At 39.2% G+C, this 18019-nt stretch carries 16 protein-coding genes and 1 other RNA gene; 6 read left to right on the forward strand and 11 right to left on the reverse strand.

All coding sequences use genetic code 11. The annotated features are described in order from the left end of the window. Positions 1–3: 3 nt before the first annotated feature. A complete protein-coding gene (locus tag QUE72_RS16450) occupies positions 4–651 on the reverse strand; it encodes a hypothetical protein (protein ID WP_074496457.1) in 648 nt (215 codons plus the stop codon). Between the two features lie 875 nt (positions 652–1526). Here QUE72_RS16450 and QUE72_RS16455 point away from each other — a divergent pair. Continuing rightward, positions 1527–2249 (forward strand): hypothetical protein, encoded by a 723-nt coding sequence (locus QUE72_RS16455; RefSeq protein ID WP_286270202.1) that lies wholly within the window; start codon positions 1527–1529, stop codon positions 2247–2249. Between the two features lie 349 nt (positions 2250–2598). Here the strand turns inward: QUE72_RS16455 and rnpB are convergent. After that, an RNA gene (rnpB, locus tag QUE72_RS16460) (RNase P RNA component class A) lies at positions 2599–2998 on the reverse strand. 202 nt (positions 2999–3200) lie between these two features. Between rnpB and QUE72_RS16465 the strand changes: the two genes are divergently transcribed. Then, positions 3201–5264, forward strand: a complete 2064-nt coding sequence (locus QUE72_RS16465; protein ID WP_286270203.1) for a TonB-dependent receptor plug domain-containing protein — start codon at positions 3201–3203, stop codon at positions 5262–5264. 34 nt (positions 5265–5298) lie between these two features. Here QUE72_RS16465 and QUE72_RS16470 read toward each other — a convergent pair whose 3' ends face one another. The 3 genes from QUE72_RS16470 to rsmI form a co-directional block, all read right to left on the reverse strand. Then, the gene (locus tag QUE72_RS16470; protein WP_286270205.1) at positions 5299–5838 is read right to left on the reverse strand and encodes a response regulator transcription factor; all 540 of its coding nucleotides are present in this window, start codon (positions 5836–5838) and stop codon (positions 5299–5301) included. Between the two features lie 2 nt (positions 5839–5840). Further along, a complete protein-coding gene (locus tag QUE72_RS16475) occupies positions 5841–7025 on the reverse strand; it encodes a sensor histidine kinase (RefSeq protein ID WP_286270207.1) in 1185 nt (394 codons plus the stop codon). Between the two features lie 252 nt (positions 7026–7277). Then, entirely contained in the window at positions 7278–8126 is an 849-nt protein-coding gene (gene rsmI, locus QUE72_RS16480) for a 16S rRNA (cytidine(1402)-2'-O)-methyltransferase (protein WP_074496452.1), read from the reverse strand. 86 nt (positions 8127–8212) lie between these two features. On the opposite strand from rsmI, the gene QUE72_RS16485 reads away from it, so the two are divergent. From QUE72_RS16485 to QUE72_RS16500, 4 genes are read left to right on the forward strand one after another with little or no spacing between them, the layout of a single operon-like run. Then, on the forward strand, positions 8213–10057 hold the full coding sequence (locus tag QUE72_RS16485) for a penicillin-binding protein activator (RefSeq protein WP_286270211.1): 1845 nt from the start codon (positions 8213–8215) through the stop codon (positions 10055–10057). Next, positions 10044–10424, forward strand: coding sequence for a YraN family protein (locus QUE72_RS16490; RefSeq protein WP_286270213.1), 381 nt, complete (start codon positions 10044–10046; stop codon positions 10422–10424). The genes QUE72_RS16485 and QUE72_RS16490 overlap by 14 nt, the downstream gene beginning before the upstream one ends. A gap of 27 nt (positions 10425–10451) precedes the next feature. After that, positions 10452–11042, forward strand: coding sequence for a phosphoheptose isomerase (locus tag QUE72_RS16495; protein ID WP_074496449.1), 591 nt, complete (start codon positions 10452–10454; stop codon positions 11040–11042). Positions 11043–11046: 4 nt separating this feature from the next. Next, on the forward strand, positions 11047–11622 hold the full coding sequence (locus QUE72_RS16500; RefSeq protein ID WP_074496448.1) for a BON domain-containing protein: 576 nt from the start codon (positions 11047–11049) through the stop codon (positions 11620–11622). A 76-nt stretch (positions 11623–11698) separates the two neighbouring features. Here the strand turns inward: QUE72_RS16500 and QUE72_RS16505 are convergent, their stop codons facing one another. The 6 genes from QUE72_RS16505 to mrcB form a co-directional block, all read right to left on the reverse strand. After that, entirely contained in the window at positions 11699–12133 is a 435-nt protein-coding gene (locus tag QUE72_RS16505) for a ClpXP protease specificity-enhancing factor (RefSeq protein ID WP_286270215.1), read from the reverse strand. A gap of 11 nt (positions 12134–12144) precedes the next feature. Beyond that, positions 12145–12786 (reverse strand): stringent starvation protein SspA, encoded by a 642-nt coding sequence (gene sspA / locus QUE72_RS16510; RefSeq protein WP_074496446.1) that lies wholly within the window; start codon positions 12784–12786, stop codon positions 12145–12147. A gap of 80 nt (positions 12787–12866) precedes the next feature. After that, positions 12867–13565, reverse strand: coding sequence for a cytochrome c1 (locus QUE72_RS16515; protein ID WP_074496445.1), 699 nt, complete (start codon positions 13563–13565; stop codon positions 12867–12869). Then, complete coding sequence (locus QUE72_RS16520; protein WP_074496444.1) at positions 13565–14827, reverse strand: cytochrome b; 1263 nt, start codon at positions 14825–14827, stop codon at positions 13565–13567. The genes QUE72_RS16515 and QUE72_RS16520 overlap by 1 nt, the downstream gene beginning before the upstream one ends. Next, positions 14827–15417, reverse strand: coding sequence for a ubiquinol-cytochrome c reductase iron-sulfur subunit (gene petA, locus QUE72_RS16525; protein ID WP_074496443.1), 591 nt, complete (start codon positions 15415–15417; stop codon positions 14827–14829). The genes QUE72_RS16520 and petA overlap by 1 nt, the downstream gene beginning before the upstream one ends. A 270-nt stretch (positions 15418–15687) precedes the next feature. After that, positions 15688–18015, reverse strand: a complete 2328-nt coding sequence (mrcB, locus tag QUE72_RS16530; protein ID WP_286270220.1) for a penicillin-binding protein 1B — start codon at positions 18013–18015, stop codon at positions 15688–15690. Positions 18016–18019: the final 4 nt, after the last annotated feature.

Below are 18019 nucleotides of genomic sequence, written 5' to 3' on the forward strand. Positions count from 1 at the left end.
AGTTTAGATGTTTTGAGTATTCTTACGCAGTAGTAAAATACTTATCGCTAAAAACCAAAATATTTGAAGTAGACCAAACAGTGCACCTACTTCTGCTAATGGAGGGTAAAATGTTAACAAACCAATAACCGCAATAATAAAGCCCATAATTATCAATTGTTTTGGAAATCTATGTTGATAGTGCAAACAACTATTTATGAAAATAACCCAAATGGCACCAACCCACTCAACGCCCTCACCAAGCCCCATCTGAATATTATAAATTTGCCGCCACGCCTCTGAAATATTGTAAGTACCGTTACTATTATTTGTGAATAGAAACTCAATAGAAAATATAGCAATAAAGCCACATGCCAAAATGTAACAAGCCCATAAGTAGCTTACTAGCGAAGACATTTGCTCTAATAAATTATGTTCAGTTGTTCGTAATGCTAACAACGAGCGACTCAAAACGAGTAAAGAAAAACCAAAAACGACGTACACCACAAAATACCACAATTGCATGAGTAACTTGTGCTTCATAAAGACAATTAAACGCTGTTCAGCATTTTGATTAAAGTCAGGGACAATCAGGAGAACCACTGCTAGGCCAATAATAAAGCTCAAAGCACAAACCATTGCAGCAATTGCACCTTGGCGTTCACTTGTCATCTTTTATCACTTATATATTCTAAGCTGAGCTTAGTATTAAACCATGTATTCAAAACTAAGCCACCATTCCATGCTTCGGAGTTCACATAAGGATATTATATTTCTTCGAGATATTTAAGGTAAACAAATAAATTCCTATTGTAAGGTAGAGACGTCGTTAGTGGTGTTATTATTTTCAAAAACGAGGTCAACATGCCAAAGAAAATAGTATCAACCGAATTTAAACCTGAATGAGCAGATTTAGTTTTTGTTCATGGTTACAAGTATAAAGATGCAGCTGCTGCAATAGATGTCGGATTATCATCAATTCAACGTTGGTTACTCATTACAGAAAAGAACAACGTGGTACTCCCCCCAAAAACCTTGTGCTTTAACGCCAGAGTATATACGTATTCAAGATCTAGAAAAACAAGTGAAACAGTTAGAAAGTGACAATCAGCTATTAAAAATAGTATCAGCCTTTTTCGCAATGGAAATAAAAAACGGCAACATATGTTGTAAAGAAAGAAAATGCTGAGAGTAGTGTTCAACAAATTTATCGATTCATTATTTGATAATGTTTGAACTGGGGTAGTAAAATAGAACAAACTATTAAATCCTATAAAGTGATAGTAACGCCAAATATCTAACTAACTAGCTACGCTATCAAGGCTAATAGGCACTTTGACAACCTGCTTTTCTATCACCATGAGTAAATAGAAAGTTACTCATTCTTAAACAAATAAACAATTTATTTCAAATTTTAACCCTTTTTCCATATCAATAAACAAAGGCTTATATATACTTAGACTTTTAGAACAGTCCACGTTCATTAGCGAGTTTAATCATTGACACAATAATTAATAGATCATTGAACATGGTGAAACCTTCAATACATGAAAGCATTAAGGTTAGATACAAATATCATGTATTTAGCATCAAACATTAACCCAACACTTCGTAAAAGGGGTGCTGTTGCCGCAATCATTTGCTCAGTTTGTTATATCATCGGATTATTTACTCTCATATATATTGCGCCAGATCTAAATCAACTCCCTGCAGGACGGCTTAAGGTTATTGATGAATATGGCAGCTTACTCTACCTTTGGTACTTCACCGTTTACGGTGTTGTTGGCCTTTGCGTATTATTCGTAAACCATGCATTATTACAACCGCTTAGTAGTCTACCGAGTATATTAACTATCTTGACGACTCTTGTTGCATATTTGTCAGCAAGTTACTTATTCATTATTTGCAGTATAGAGATCCTTTCAAATGTCTTTTTTCTCTCGCAACATTATGGAGAAGCCGCGAAACGTAACGAGTTAACCGCACAAATTTATTCAGTACTTATTAATTTACGAACTTACACAGAATGGAGCTTAGATGTGTGGCTAATTTTAGTAAATTATCTGCTGTTTCAAGCAACGAAAAAAAACGTGTATCTTCCCATTTTTGGTATATGTATAGGAATCGTTGGTATTCTAATTCTTCACCCTTTACTACAAGCCTATGCCTTATATTATGTTGCAGCTATTGCAACATGGTTTATGCTCGTTGGCATCCAATTTTTATCATCAAAACGTTCATTTAGGTCAATCTTACATATACAAAAGTGACATACTTTATTTATTCAATAGTATTAACTATTCGTGTGCGAAGCCTAAGAAACACGTTTATTGGGCAAAGTTTTTTTATCAAGAGAACAAATTGCTTTAATGCCAGAATAAGTAAGCACTTTTATTATCAACACGGATACTCCGCCGAAGACACTAATAGTAATAAATTTTTAAATGAGCTACAGTGAGTTTTTAAAAAAGTGCTTGCTTATATTCTAGATATTGTTTTCTATGTTGAATTCGAGAAATAGAGCGATACAATACAGAACTGTTGGGTTTAACGATCAAATATTTGATAAAATTTAGAAAACCGCCTGCTTCTATTATAAAAAACAAGCGGTTACTAAATTTGATGAGTTAGCACATAAGCCGGGTTCTGTGTCTTTTCCGTAGAAAAGTGACAATCATTCGTCTAGGCCTTAAATCGCTCTAAGGCTCAAGCAACCTACCCGGTTTCAACGCGAGCCACGCCGTATGAAACCCTATTTGGTCTTGCTCCGGGTGGAGTTTACCCTGCTGCCAACTGTTACCAGTGGCCCGGTGCGCTCTTACCGCACCCTTTCAGCCTTACCTGTGCTATTGCTAGCCATCGGCGGTCTTCTCTCTGCTGCACTTGTCGTCGGCTTGCGCCGCCCAGACGTTATCTGGCACCCTGCTCTTTGGAGCCCGGACTTTCCTCCCCTTGCCCTGTCTATTTAACATCGAAATGATAAATACAACGAACAAGCAGCGATTGTCTCGCTAACTCGGGCGGCATTCTACCCCAATCATCAACTAACAACAAAGCTTACTTTCACTTGCACCTTATTATTTTTATTTACCGTGTTCATACCAATAAAAGGTGCCTGTGACATATTGTCGCACTTTCCACTTTTACACTTGTTTTTCAACAAGCTTTCTCGAATTATACCCACCAGCAGTTAACGAAAATACAGTGAAGAATTCAAGCTAATGAAGTTAAGTATTAACCAACTCACCAAGTCAATTATTATCACCTTTCCTGTCGCAATGTTCACCCCACTGTCAGTAATGGCGGAAAACATTGAAGAAATTGTCGTGCTAGGAGAAAGAAGCACCGAACGAATCGCTGTAGCAAACATAGAAGTTCAGCATAGTGATATTTCAGAAAGTTTACGTTTAGTTGCTGGTGCCAATGTGAACAAAAATGGCGCATTAACAGGCATTGCACAATACCGAGGGCTTTATGGTGATCGTATTTCAACGAAAGTTGGCGGCCAGACAGTTATAGGTGCAGGGCCTAATGCGATGGATACTCCACTTAGCTATAGCCCAAGCATTATAACAAAAAGCATCGAATTACAACGCGGTATTGCTTCGGTAACTTCCGGCATTGAAACTTTAGGCGGCGCGATTAATACCACATTAAAGCAAGCAGATTTCTCTTCAACTGGCAAATTAGAACTCTCGACAGAATTTCGCTTGGGATATCAAGATAATGCCGATATAACAAGCAAAGCGGCGTTAACAAATATTGGCTCAGAAAACGCAGCATTTATGGCCTACATTGATAACAAAAAAGCAGATAACTTATCATCTGCAGACGATAGGGTTATTTCCCCCACTGGCTTTACTAAAACTCAATCTGGCTTTTCAACGGCGATTAAATTTGCGGACAATATTATTGGTATCAATTATCACTACAATGATACACACGATGCTGGTACCCCCTCTTTGCCGATGGATATTGCTTTTATTTATAGTCATCGTGGACAATTATTTGGTAAACACTCACTGAGGGACGGAGAGTTAAATTGGCAGTTTGGCTTTATGGATGCTGATCATAAGATGGATAACTTTCAGCAACGTATGAACATGATGCCGAATATGTATCGTAGTAATCACGCAGAATCTAACTCCATTTCCTTTTCAATTGATTGGAAAAATGAAGCGCTAACACTAGGTGTTGATGGTTATAAATCAGATCATAACGCTACTATTACTAATCCAAATAACATGATGTTCTCTATCAAAAATTTTAACGATATTGAAGATCAAAGAATTAGCGCTTTTAGTGAATATCAGCATCAATTTTCCAACCATACCGTTAAATTTGGTGCACGTATTAAACGTCTATCTGCTGATGCTGGTGACGTAAGCCACCACATGGCGATGATGAACCCAACAGTAAAAGAGTTGGTGATGACGTTTAACCAAGCAGATCGTATTCAACATGACACCAATACGGATGTGACATTCGATTGGTTGTTCCCAATATTTAATCACACACAAGTACAATTATCACTCGCACAAAAACAGCGAGCACCAAGTTACCAAGAGCGCTATCTATGGGTACCAATGGAAGCAACAGCTGGGCTTGCAGATGGTAATACCTATTTGGGCAACATAAACCTTAAAAGCGAAACAGCAAAGCAGGTAAATTTAGGACTCACTTACCAACAAGATAAATTCGTTATTATTGCAGATACGTTTTACACCCGTATAGATGATTATATTCAAGGCATACCGAACATGAACATGCCTGTAAATATGCTCGCTCAAATGATGATGAACAGCGATACCGTTTTACAATTTGCTAATGTTGATGCAGCTCTTTCTGGTCTCGATGGCCAGATTATGTATCAATTTAATGAACAATGGCAATTGTCGTCAACCGTGAGCTATGTACGAGGAAAAAGAAAAGATATTGATGATAATTTATATCGTGTAGCGCCATTAAACGGCCATATTGCATTACAGTATCGTGCTAACAATTGGCACATTACTTCCCGCTTTCATGCCGTTTCAGCTCAACATAAAGTAGCTAACATTAATAATGAGCAAAAATCGTCAGGCTATAGCTATATAGACTTAATTGGTGGCTATCAATGGTCAAACAGCCTGACACTTGATTTCGGAATTTCAAATCTATTCGATCGTGAATATCAAGATCATTTAGCTGCTTATAATCGTGTAAACGGTAGTGATATTCCATCAATGTCTCGTATACCTAGTACCGCTCGTAATATCTGGCTTGCTGCAACATTTCAATTTTAAGTTCCGCATATAGGCACTTGCCTGTACCCTAGCCCTAGCTTTTCTGATGAAAACTAGGGCGTTTTTTTAGCTTTCTTTGCAGTGTACGTCGATGCATTGATAAGTGCCGAGCTGCTGCAGAAATATTGCCTTCATTCGCCTTTAAAACTTGCTGAATATACTCCCACTCGGCTTGTTCTGCACTGAGTTTATCAGGTATTAGAATTTGTTCATCGGCGGTTATGTTGTTGGAAACTTTCAGCGTTTTTAATAACGTATTAGTATCTATTGGTTTTGCGAGATAATCATCAGCCCCTAACTTTATGGCCTCTACTGCCGTAGCTATACTCGCATAGCCGGTGAGTAATATAATGCGACTATTGGGTAATAAATGCTTTATCGGTGATATTAAAGGTAAGCCGCTATCTCCGGCTAAATACATATCTAACAAAATCACATCAGGTAAAAATTTTCTCACCATCAGCAATGCATCCGTATTAGTTTCACAGTGTTCAACATGTAGTTGGTGCTTACTTAGCCTTCTTGCTAATACAGATGCGTAAGCGCAATCATCTTCAATTAATAATACTTTCATCTTCAATCAACTTTTGTTGGCATGGTTATAATTACAACAGCACCGCCAGTTTGATGATTATCAAGCCAGAGCTTTCCTTGCAATCTTTCAAGGCTCGCATTGCTAAGCATAATCGACACACCAAAACCGTGTTCGCTTAGTTGTGGGAAGTCGCCCAACTCATGCAATTGCTCTATAACAAAGCCTTTTCCGAAATCTTTAATCGATAAACACCATTGTTGATCTTGTAAATACGCTTCAATTTCTATCGTTTTATTTTGACTTTCTTGGCTGGCATGTACGGCATTATCAATCACATTAACCACAGCAGGAATGAATGAACCATCAATAACAATGCGAGCATCAAGCGTTTTATCGATAAATTTGAAGCTCACCTCAGGGTAAGTTAATTGGCAATGATATTTAATTTGTTGATGAATACTAGCACAACGAATAGATTGTTTTTCATTGGTTTTAATTTGTTCAGTAGTCACTCTAAATGCTCGCAGGCTCTCTGCACAACGGTTAACTTGCTGTTCAATATCATTAAGTAAATCATTAGGAACTTGTGGTTGTTCAGCAAGCTCTTCAGATAGTAGCTGTAAGGTTGCTAATGGCGTTGCTAAATTATGAGTCACTTGTGCAGAAGCAACACCTAACGCAATAATGCGTTCTTTTTTCAGTTGTTGCTCTCGAAACTTTGCAATCGTTGTTTCTCGACGCGTAATCGCACGCGCTAAATAGCCCACGATGAGCGACAACACTAATGCTGAAAAAAGAAAATTGATCCACATGCCAATAAAGTGTCCAGCCATATTGCCATGCATTACATGCATTGGCATGGTCCAAAGCAATACGGAGTAAATAACAATCGCACAGCTAGCAATAATTAATCCACGCCAGAATGACAACGTAATCGCTGCAATCGCAATAGGAACCAGTAATAAAGAAACAAACGCATTGGTCGCACCGCCACTGAAGTAAAGTAAGCAACCGAGAAAAAACACATCAGCGAGCAACTGTATTAACACATGATTTTTTTTAGAACTCGCCCCATTTCGGGTTATCGAAAAGCTCGCAACATTAAACGCAAGTTCAAGTGCGATAATAATAAACATAGGTAACCAAGGAAGTTGATAATTTAGAACCAAATTCACAAATAATAATAAGAATACTTGCAGTATTATCGACAAGCCGCGTAGCGTCATAATTAACTCTACGGTAGACATTTTCGAGAAGAAATTGATCAGTGATTTAATCATTTTTATGTAGTGTGCGTTTATCCGTTAAGCATTTTACGCCTTAAGCGCCTGTTGTCTTTTAAAAATCTTAACAATTATCCACATTAAAGTATTTTTAATACGTTGCTGATTCTATTTACAATACGGTACATGTACATTTTTAACAACTCACTCTTGTTAAAATCAATACCACACCTTATTACCAAAAAAGTGTAATATCTATTTATAGCTTAGCGTTAGATCATAGAGTGCTTTTTTATTTACTTCATATAAATCCGCAGTCACGGCACAGGCTTTTTTAGGCGGCAACTCCTTTAGTAATCGTTTTAGAGCACGTTCAACCTCAGGTGTTATTTCTGAAATTTTTTCAGGTGCACCTTCAATAATCAATACCATTTCACCTTTTAACTGATTCGCATCTTGCGATAACCAATGTAACATTTCACCAGCGGTATTCGAGTAAATGGTTTCAAATGTTTTTGTTAGCTCACGGGCGATCACTAAATATCGACTTTCACCTAGCACCGTAACAATATCTTGAACGGTATCAATGGCGCGTCTAGGCGCATCGTAAAACACCATTGTTCGGGTTTCGTTAACAACCCCTTGTAGTATCGCTTGTCTCGCCCCTGTTTTAGCAGGTAAAAAGCCTTCAAAAGCAAAGCGATTTGTGGGTAAACCGGCAACAGATAACGCCGATATTGCAGCACAAGCACCCGGCACAGGTGATACATTCAAGCCCTGTTGCCGACAGTAACGTACAAGGTGAAAGCCTGGATCGCTAATCAAAGGTGTACCAGCATCAGATACAAGTGCCACATTGCTCCCTGATGCGAGCAATGAACCGATGTATTCCTGCTTTTGCCGCTCATTGTGATCATGCAATGAGATTGTTTTACCGCTAATTGAAAAAGCAGATAAGAGTTTTTTAGTATGTCGGGTATCCTCACAAGCAATAACGTCTACTGCACGCAAAGTGTCGATTGCCCGCTGGCTAATATCGCCTAAATTACCAATAGGGGTTGCAACAATATATAAGGTGCCCGTGTTATCTTCAGCTAAAGTCATTTAATAGTTCTGTTGAGCAAAGAGTCAATGACGTTTATTATAAAGCAATATCGATTGAAAAGATCCATCATTTATAGGGTTTGTTTGTGGCATATCATTACGTTAGTGTTAAACGTTTACGCGTTATCTTCTCTGTTATTACGCTTTTAGTGCTCACAAGTTGTGCCACCAAGCCAGACAAGAAGCCCGTTAAAAGCAGCGACAATACTCAGATATCAAGCAATGAAATATTAACTGAGTCAGCTAAAGACTATCTTGCGCTAGCAAAAAATAGTGCCGGTGAAACAGCCACGCAATATTTTTTATTTGCGGCACAACAATTTAATAATGAAAAGCAACACAAAAAAGCGCTATGGTTAGCACAGCAAACCCAGGCATTAACAGATAACAATCGTTTAAAATACCAATTAGAGCTGATCAGTGCGCAAAGTTTAGTTAGTCTTGATGCGTACGATGTGGCGTTAAACCATTTGAATCAGGCAAAAAAATTACGTGGTGAACAGCAGCAACCAAAAGCGTTTTATCAAACATTAGCGATTGTTCAACAACAAAGACAGCTTCCCCTAGCCTCAGTTGATGCAAGACTACGTGCGTTAGCGTTATCTTCTGAGATGGAGTACCAACAGCAAGCGAATGACGTTTGGCTCTCGCTAAATAAACTGTCACAATGGGAGATTCAGCAACTTTCAACGCTAGCTCCTCCTTACTTCGCCGGTTGGCAACAATTGTTAAATTTTGCCCATCGTTTTGGCTATCAATCTGATACTTTTAACCGATATTTAACACAATGGCAGCGAAATTTTCGCGATCACCCTGCACAGATATTAGTTGAGAAACTGTCAGCCACCACAGTAAAAAGTACCGATAAAGAGCATAACATCGCCGTATTACTGCCTTTATCTGGCAAGCAGAAAAAAGCAGGTGAAGTTGCTCAGCAAGGCATTTTAGCGGCTTATCAAAATAATACTGATACGAGCTTACATTTCATTGATTCTGTAGCGACAGACTACAGCACACTAGCAGACTACTTAACATCGCTAGAAGTAGATCATGTAATAGGCCCATTGCTTAAATCTAATGTAGATGCATATATCAATCAGCCGCAGCTTAATTTACCCACATTACTATTGAACCTACCGCAAACACACTCGTTAAAAGAAACACATATTGTGCTTTCAATGAACCCTGAAGATGAAGCGATTCAAGCAGCAACGACTCTTAGTCGTCGGCAATTTACCTCGCCCATTGTGTTCGCTCAACAAGATAGTATTAGCCAACGTATTGCCAAGACCTTTAGTGAGCAATGGCAGCGAATTACCGGCAGAACGCCTGAAGTAATCGCTTTTGCTGATGCCAGTAAAGTGCAAGAAAAACTAGAAAGTACCTTAGAGCTCGATCTAAGTAAAAAACGAATAGCTGATATTGACAGAAGGATCCGACAACAACTTAAAACGCAAGAACGTAATCGCCTAGATATCGACATGATTTACATTGTCGCATCTCCCAATGAAACACGATTACTTAAACCTTATATTGACGTAAATATATCACCTTTCGCCCGTGCAATTCCTGTTTTTGCAAGCTCAAGAAGCCATAGCCATAACAGCGACAAAAGTGATAGTCGTGATCTATCAGGTTTGTCGTTTACAGAAATGCCTTGGCAGCTTACCAGCAAACAACAAAATGCATCACTGAAGCAGCTAAGCTCGCGTATCTGGCCAGACAGATCTGATAGTCTAGAACGAATTTTTGCCATGGGGTACGATAGCTATTCGTTGATCCATAAGTTTTCCATGTTCAAACAACAACCCTACATTCGCCATTATGGACAAACAGGTGTATTAAAATTAAATGAGCAGGGTATTTTGACCCGCAGCTTATTGTGGGGTAGCTACCAAAGGGACAAGGTAGAAGAAATTGTTTTGGAATAAAAAGTCGTCTGACAATTCACATAATACTTCAGGGCAGCACTGGGAGTCCAAAGCACTCGCGTACTTAGAGAAACAGCAACTTACATTGGTCACAGCCAACTTTCACAGTCGCCAAGGTGAAATTGACCTAATTATGAAAGAAGGTGACTGCATAGTTTTTGTTGAAGTTAAATACCGTAAAAACAAAGCGTTTGGCGGCGCTATTTCCGCGGTTAGCATCAGCAAGCAAGAAAAAATTCGTAGAACAGCCGCATTTTTTCTGCAACAACAAGGACTAAATGCTTATAATACCGCATGTCGATTTGATATCATCGCCATCGAAGGCGGTAACATTCCCGAATTTATTTGGCTGAAAAATGCCTTTTGACTCGATTTAAACGGAGCCAATATAACCATGTTAGAGCGCATAAAAAGTAACTTTACAGAAAGTATTCAAACAAAAATTGCGGCAAGTGAAGCGCTTGCAGGGCCTATTGAACAAGCATCGTTAATTATGGTGCAGTCTCTATTAGGTGGCCATAAAATATTATCTTGTGGTAATGGTGGCTCTGCTGGAGATGCTCAACATTTCTCTGCTGAATTACTTAACAGGTATGAAACTGAACGCCCTAGTCTACCGGCTATAGCCCTAACAACTGACAGTTCGACCATTACATCAATTGCGAATGACTACCACTACGATGAGGTGTTTTCAAAACAATTACGCGCACTTGGAAATGCCGGTGATGTCTTGCTTGCCATTTCAACTAGCGGTAACTCGCGTAATGTCATTAAAGCCATTGAAGCTGCGGTAGCACGTGATATGCCAATTATCGCGTTAACAGGTAAAGACGGCGGAGATATCGCGGGTTTATTGGGTGAAAACGATGTTGAAATTCGCGTTCCCTCATCACGTACAGCGAGGATCCAAGAAGTACACCTAGTGGTTATTCATTGTTTATGCGATATTATCGATTCAACATTATTTCCTCAAAGTGAAGAATAACACTATGAAAGCAAAAAATGGATTATTGCTACTTGCCACCATTTCAATCCTACAAGGTTGCGTTGCCGCGGCTGTGGTAGGGGTTGTCGGCGGCGCTAGCGTTGTTACTGACAATCGCTCTATTGGTAATCAAATTGATGATCAAAAAATTGAAATTGCTGCACACGCTAAGCTCGCTAAAGTAGCAGGAATTTCAGACAACACTAACTTACAAGTTATCAGTGTAAACGGTAAAGTGTTGATAGTAGGGCAAGCGATGAATACGTATTTAAAAAACCTTGCAATTAAAACGGTTAATCAAGTGAAAGGTGTCGAATATATTCATGATCAAATACGCATTGGCAATACAACTTCTCTTTCAACGCGCAGCAATGATGTTTGGTTAACGTCTAAGGTAAAAACCGCATTATTCAAGCAAGATGATTTTGACGCCAACAATGTAAAAGTGGTTACCGAAAATGGTGAAGTTTTTCTCATGGGTCTTGTTACTAATCGTCTAGCCAATAGCGCTGTTGAGATTGCCCGTCGTGTGGGTGGTGTTAATCGTGTTTTCAAAATGTTTGAGATTATTGAGAGCTAACAGACCTCAACCAAAGGCAAACTTGTTATAACTGCATTACTTCGACATAAAAAAAACACTCTTTAGAGTGTTTTTTTTATTTAACAACTTTTAAACTCGCTCTACCACGAGGTTTACTCGGGGGCGTTGGATCGGGTTCATCATCACTGCTGTTGTCAACCGCGCTAACGGGAGAGAGTGACAATTCATCTTCTTCAACAGGATGCTCTATCGCTAATGAAGTACCTGCACCATTTTCTTTGGCATAGATAGCTGAAATAGCACCATATGGCACTGTTAGGTGCTCTAATTTACCAGAAAATCTTGCAGTGAACTCAATACTTTCACCTTCCAAAGAAATTGAACCAACAGCACCAGGGGCAACATTTAAAATAATTTGCCCATCGTTTACAAAAGCCATAGGCACTAACACACCGTATACATTTACATCTACGGCAATGTATGGTGTTAGGTCATTGTCACAAATCCAATCATAAAAAGCCCTAACGATGTAGGGCTTTGATGATGTCATATCAACAGACATTAAACTGCAGTACCAAAGCGAAGTTCTCTTTCAACTTCTGTTAAAGAAGCTTGGAACGATTCACGTTCAAATACACGTAACATGTATGTTTTTAGCTCTTTCGAACCTGCACCTTCTAATTCGATACCGAAAACAGGTAAGCGCCATAATAGCGGAGCTAAGTAACAATCAACCAAACTAAACTCTTCACTCATAAAATAAGGAGCTTCATTTAAAATGGGTGCGATGCTTAATAAGCTTTCTGCTAATTCTTTACGTGCTTTCTCTGCTTCACCTGCACTACCATTCATGATGATACGCGCTAAGCTATACCAATCTTGTTCAATTCTGTGCATCATTAAGCGACTACGGCCACGTGATACTGGATAAACAGGCATCAATGGTGGATGAGGAAAACGCTCGTCTAAGTATTCGATAATAATTGACGCTTCGTAAAGCGCTAGTTCACGATCAATTAATGTAGGCACAGTTCCATAAGGATTTAAGTCTAATAAATCCTCAGGCAAATTCGCCATATCAACTAAGTGGATATCTACACCAACGCCTTTTTCTGCCAACACAATACGTGTTTGATGACTATACATATCATCCGCATGTGAATATAAGTTCATGACAGAGCGTTTGTTTGCAGCAACGGCCATTTCGCCTCCAAAAATATTCAATAATAACTAACAATGGGGGCTAGTGCCCCCAATAAAATTACCTGATAGTGACCTTCAAATTAATGAACATCTCTCCAGTATTCTTTCTTCAATAAGTAAGAAAATACTAACAGGATAAATAAGAACCCGATCACGTAATAACCTAATTGTTTACGTTCAAGCTTGTTCGGCTCACCAACATATTCTAAGAAATTAGTTAGATCGCGAACGAACTCATCGTATTCTTCTGGTGACATAGTGCCACCCACAGCAGGTGTTAACTCGCCGTTTTCATCAAGTGTTTGTACACCTTGTAAATTTTGTAATACATGTGGCATACCGACATCTTTAAAGATTTTATTATTTACACCGAACGGACGTTCCGCATCTACGTAAAATGAACGTAAATAAGTATAAATATAATCTGGGCTTCTAAAGCGAGCTTCCAGGGTTAAATCTGGCGGCGCAGTACCAAACCATGCACCAGCGTCTTTAGCTGGCATAGTATTGGTAATGTGATCACCTGGTTTTTCACCTGTAGGCATATATTTTTCTTTACCCTCAGCTTCACTTATTCCCAGATCACGGAACGTTCGGTTATAGCGTTGATATTTTAGCTGATGGCAACCTAAACAATATTGTAAATAAGATTCGAAGCCACGCTTTAATGATTCTTTATCTGCTAAATCATTATTTGCTTTATCAAGTGGCATAGAGCCCCCAGCAGCAAGTGCAAAGAAAGGGACGCATGCTAATAGTGTTACAATTAACTTTTTCATTATCCTGTCACCCTCTCTGGTACTGGTTTGGTCTTTTCATTTTTACTGTAAAACCACAGTAAAATAAAGAAGCCAAAGTAGCCTAAACTTGCAATTCGGCCGATTAAATTCGCCAAATCAGTTGCAGGCATTGTACCTAAAATACCTAACACGATAAAACTAATCGCAAATTGCGTTAAGTTAAGTAAGTGCGCTTTACTACGATAACGAATTGATTTAACCGTACCACGGTCAAACCAAGGTAAGGCGAATAACATACCAATAGCGGCAAACATGGTGATCATACCAAACAACTTATCTGGTACCACTCTTAGAATGGTAAAGAATGGTCCGAAATACCATACTGGCACGATATGCTCAGGCGTTTTTAAGCCGTTAGCAGGCTCAAAGTTTGGTGCTTCAATAAAGTACCCACCACCCTCTGGTGCAAAAAACATAACCCATGAAAAACCAATCAAGAAAATGATTACCGCAACCAAGTCTTTAACCGTGTAATAAGGGTGGAAAGGAATCGCATCAACGATGTCATACTTTTTAGTGTACTGTTTATGGAAAGTAAACTTGCTTTGCTCTTCTTCTGGAACACTTCCTTTAGGCTTTTTAATGTCAGTACCGTCAGGGTTATTAGAGCCTACTTCGTGTAACGCTATTATGTGTAAGAACACTAGTACACATAATACCAGTGGTAATGCAATAACATGTAGCGCGAAGAATCGGTTTAGTGTCGCACCAGAGATAACATAATCACCCTTGATCCAAATAGTCAGCTCTTCACCCACAAGAGGTATAGCACCAAATAAAGAAATAATTACCTGTGCACCCCAGTACGACATATTACCCCATGGTAATAAGTAGCCCATAAAGGCTTCTGCCATTAACACCAAGAAGATAAGCATACCGAAAATCCACAGCAATTCGCGTGGTTTTTGATAAGAACCGTACATTAAACCACGGAACATATGTAAATAAACAACGATAAAAAATGCCGAAGCACCTGTTGAATGCATATAGCGCAATAACCAACCGTAATCGACATCACGCATAATATATTCGATAGAAGCAAAAGCACCAGCGCCAGAAGGTTCGTAGTTCATTGTCAACCAAATACCTGTCAGTATTTGGTTCACTAAAACAACCGTCGCTAAAATCCCGAATACATACCAAAAATTGAAGTTTTTCGGTGCAGGATATTGAATAGCATGCTTGTTCATGGCATCCATAAACGGAAGACGCTTTTCAATCCAAGCCATAAAGTTTTCCATTACGCTTCTCCTTGGCTTACACCGATAAGTAAGGTGTCATCTGTTGGGAATGAATGCTCAGGAACCACTAAGTTTAACGGTGCAGGAACGCCAGAGAATACACGACCTGCCATGTCAAATTTAGAACCGTGACAAGGACAATAGAAACCATTTTTAACGCCTTCTACCATCTCTTCAAAGTCACCTTTTCGATACGTTGGAGCGCAGCCTAAGTGAGTACATACACCTAACGCCACCATAATTTCAGGCTTAATTGAGCGATGTTCGTTTGCAGCATAATCAGGCTGTTGTGGTTCAGCAGATTTAGGATCACGAAGCTGATCTTCATGATTTGCTAACGATTTAACCGCTTCATCAGTACGACGCACGATATAAACTGGCTTACCGCGCCATTCAGCACGAATTAATTGACCGGGTTCAATTTTACCTACATTCACCTCAACTGGCGCCCCTGCGGCTTTCGCACGCTCACTTGGGTTCCAGGAGCCAATGAAAGGCACAGCAACACCGACAGCGCCAACACCACCAACTACCGAAGTAGCCGCAGTTAAAAAGCGTCGACGGCTGTTATTCACAGGCGCATTGCTCATCCAACATCTCCAAAATTTGTATTATTTATTTAAAGTTAGAATTCTTGTTGCTTTCTAAGCATAGCCAAAGCGATGATTCTTTTTCAAACAAATAAACTTAGCGATAAAAAAATTTTTCCGATCATAAAGAAAACCCCTGATTTTTACAAGGAAATAAAGTGGTTTATAGCAATGAATAGTGAAAAAATGACAATAAATGTGTCAAGGTTTAGTACGGTCTGTATTAATGACAAAGGTAATGAATAATTCTCGGCGAATAATTGCTAGGTGCTACTCACCAAATAAACGTTCTAACCAGGTTTCCTTTTTCTTTTGTGGTTGGGGTTCTAAACAAGAGTGTTGCATAGATAAACCACGAGAAATTGCAGGCATTTCGATGTTCTGCTGACAATCAACAGCCATTGCCAAGCCTGTTTTGGCATCAAACGATAGCCATTCAATATCGCTAGGTACTGAAGTATGTTTACTTTTTGCACCATAGCTATTTAAGAAGTCTGCAAACAGTACTAACGCGCCTGAACTTCCTGTCAGTGTGGTTTCTTTATTATCATCTCTACCAATCCACGTGGTAATTAGGTGCTGTTGGTCATAGCCAACAAACCAACTATCACGTTGATCATTCGTAGTTCCTGTTTTACCCGCTAATGTCGCGTCTTTGATACGCCAAGCGAGTGATTTAGCCGTGCCTTCAGTCGTGACTTTCGTTAACGCATAATCAACTAAATAACTGGCTTGTTCAGAAAAATAGGGCGTTGGCTCAGCAAAAAATTCATATAAGGTTTCGCCTTGGGCTGAGGTTATTTTCTCAACCGCATGGCTTTGCACCGCATATCCTTGATTAGCAATAGGCAAATAAAACTGACTTACCTGATAAGGCGACATATTGATCGAACCTAGAAGCATTGAAGGGCGGAGAGTTATATCACGGTCATAGCCAAGCAAATGCACAATTTCAGCTACACTTTCTAAGCCAAGATCCATCCCTAAATTTATCGTCGGTATGTTAAGCGATCTAACTAAACTGTCTAATAAAGATACTTGTCCTCGAAACTTACCGTCATAGTTTTTAGGCTGCCAAACTTCACCATTATCGGTTGTAAAACTAATTTCAGAGTCGTCTAAAATGGTGGCTAATTGATAGTCTTGATACCGTTCCAGTGCTGCGATATATATAGCTGGTTTGATTAGCGAACCTATTGGGCGTTTAGCATTTAATGCACGATTAAAACCTGCATAACCACTTTCTTTACCGCCTACAATACCTTTTACAGCACCGGTTGTGCGTTCTGTGACAATCATCGCTGCTTCAAGTTCGTGCGTTTGACTCTCAGCTAAAGCCGCTAACTGTTGCTCAACCTTTTTTTCTAGCAATGTTTGTGTGTAAAGTGAAAATTCGGTAAACACTCGAATGCCAGAGGCCTGCATGTTAGGGGGTAGTAGCTCGCCCAACTCTTTTTTGACTAATTGCAAGTATGCAGGAAACTTCTGTTTGTTTTTCACTAATCGTCTAGATTTTCGTACAGAAAGTTCACTCTTAATCGCAGCGAGATATTCAGGCTTGGTCAAATATTCTTGTTCAAACATCAACGTTAATACTAAATCACGACGTTTTTTTACCCGTTCAGCGTAGCGCCAAGGATCATAGTAGCTCGGACCTTTTATAACACCTACTAGCGTAGCCATTTGTTCATCTGATAGCTGTGCTACACTTTTACCAAAATAAAACTCAGCAGCTAATCCAAAACCATAAATACCATTTGCAAAGTGTTGCCCCAAGTAAACTTCATTTATATACGCTTCAAGTAATTGATCTTTGCTGTAACGGTATTCAAGCAATAAGGCCATAATCGCTTCATTAACTTTACGCCAAATCGTTTTTTCACGCGATAAATACATGTTTTTTACAAGTTGCTGAGTCAGTGTACTACCACCTTGCACGGTTCTTCCTGCACGAATATTTTTATAAAGCGCGCGTAAAATACCCACTGGCGAAATACCCGCATGATGATAAAAATCACGATCTTCAACTAATAACAACGTATCTAGCAACCGTTCAGGCACAGACTGTAATGGTACCAACACACGATCTTCTTTATTTTCAGGAATAATACGATCAATAAGATAGGGTTCAAGGTTTACAGAATGTGCTTGCTGTTCATCGAGATATAATTGTTCAACGGTTTGAATATCACCGCTACGTGTTACATCAATCATCACTTTTTGCGGGTATTCAATGCCTGAACCAAAATCAAAAGCTCGTCGATAAATAATGATCCGCTTGCTAGATAAAGCAAATTGCCCGGGTTTTGTCACTTTCGTTACGCGACGATAACCCATTAAAGACAATTCCGCTTTTAAGTGGCTAAGGTTAATCTCACTTCCAGGCTGAAATGAATGGATTTTACTATACACTTGAACCGGTATTTGCCAACGCTGACCTTCAAATTTGTCGACCACTCTTGCATCAAGATATAAGGTATAGAATGCCAAAATAATGGCAAATAAAAGTGTAAACTTAGCCAGAAACAAGCTAAATCGCTTTAATTTTGAGCGCTGTTCTGGTGGTGTTTTGCTTGTTACCTTTTTCTCTTTCGACACACTA

Source organism: Thalassotalea hakodatensis (assembly GCF_030295995.1).
Taxonomy (GTDB): domain Bacteria; phylum Pseudomonadota; class Gammaproteobacteria; order Enterobacterales; family Alteromonadaceae; genus Thalassotalea_C; species Thalassotalea_C hakodatensis.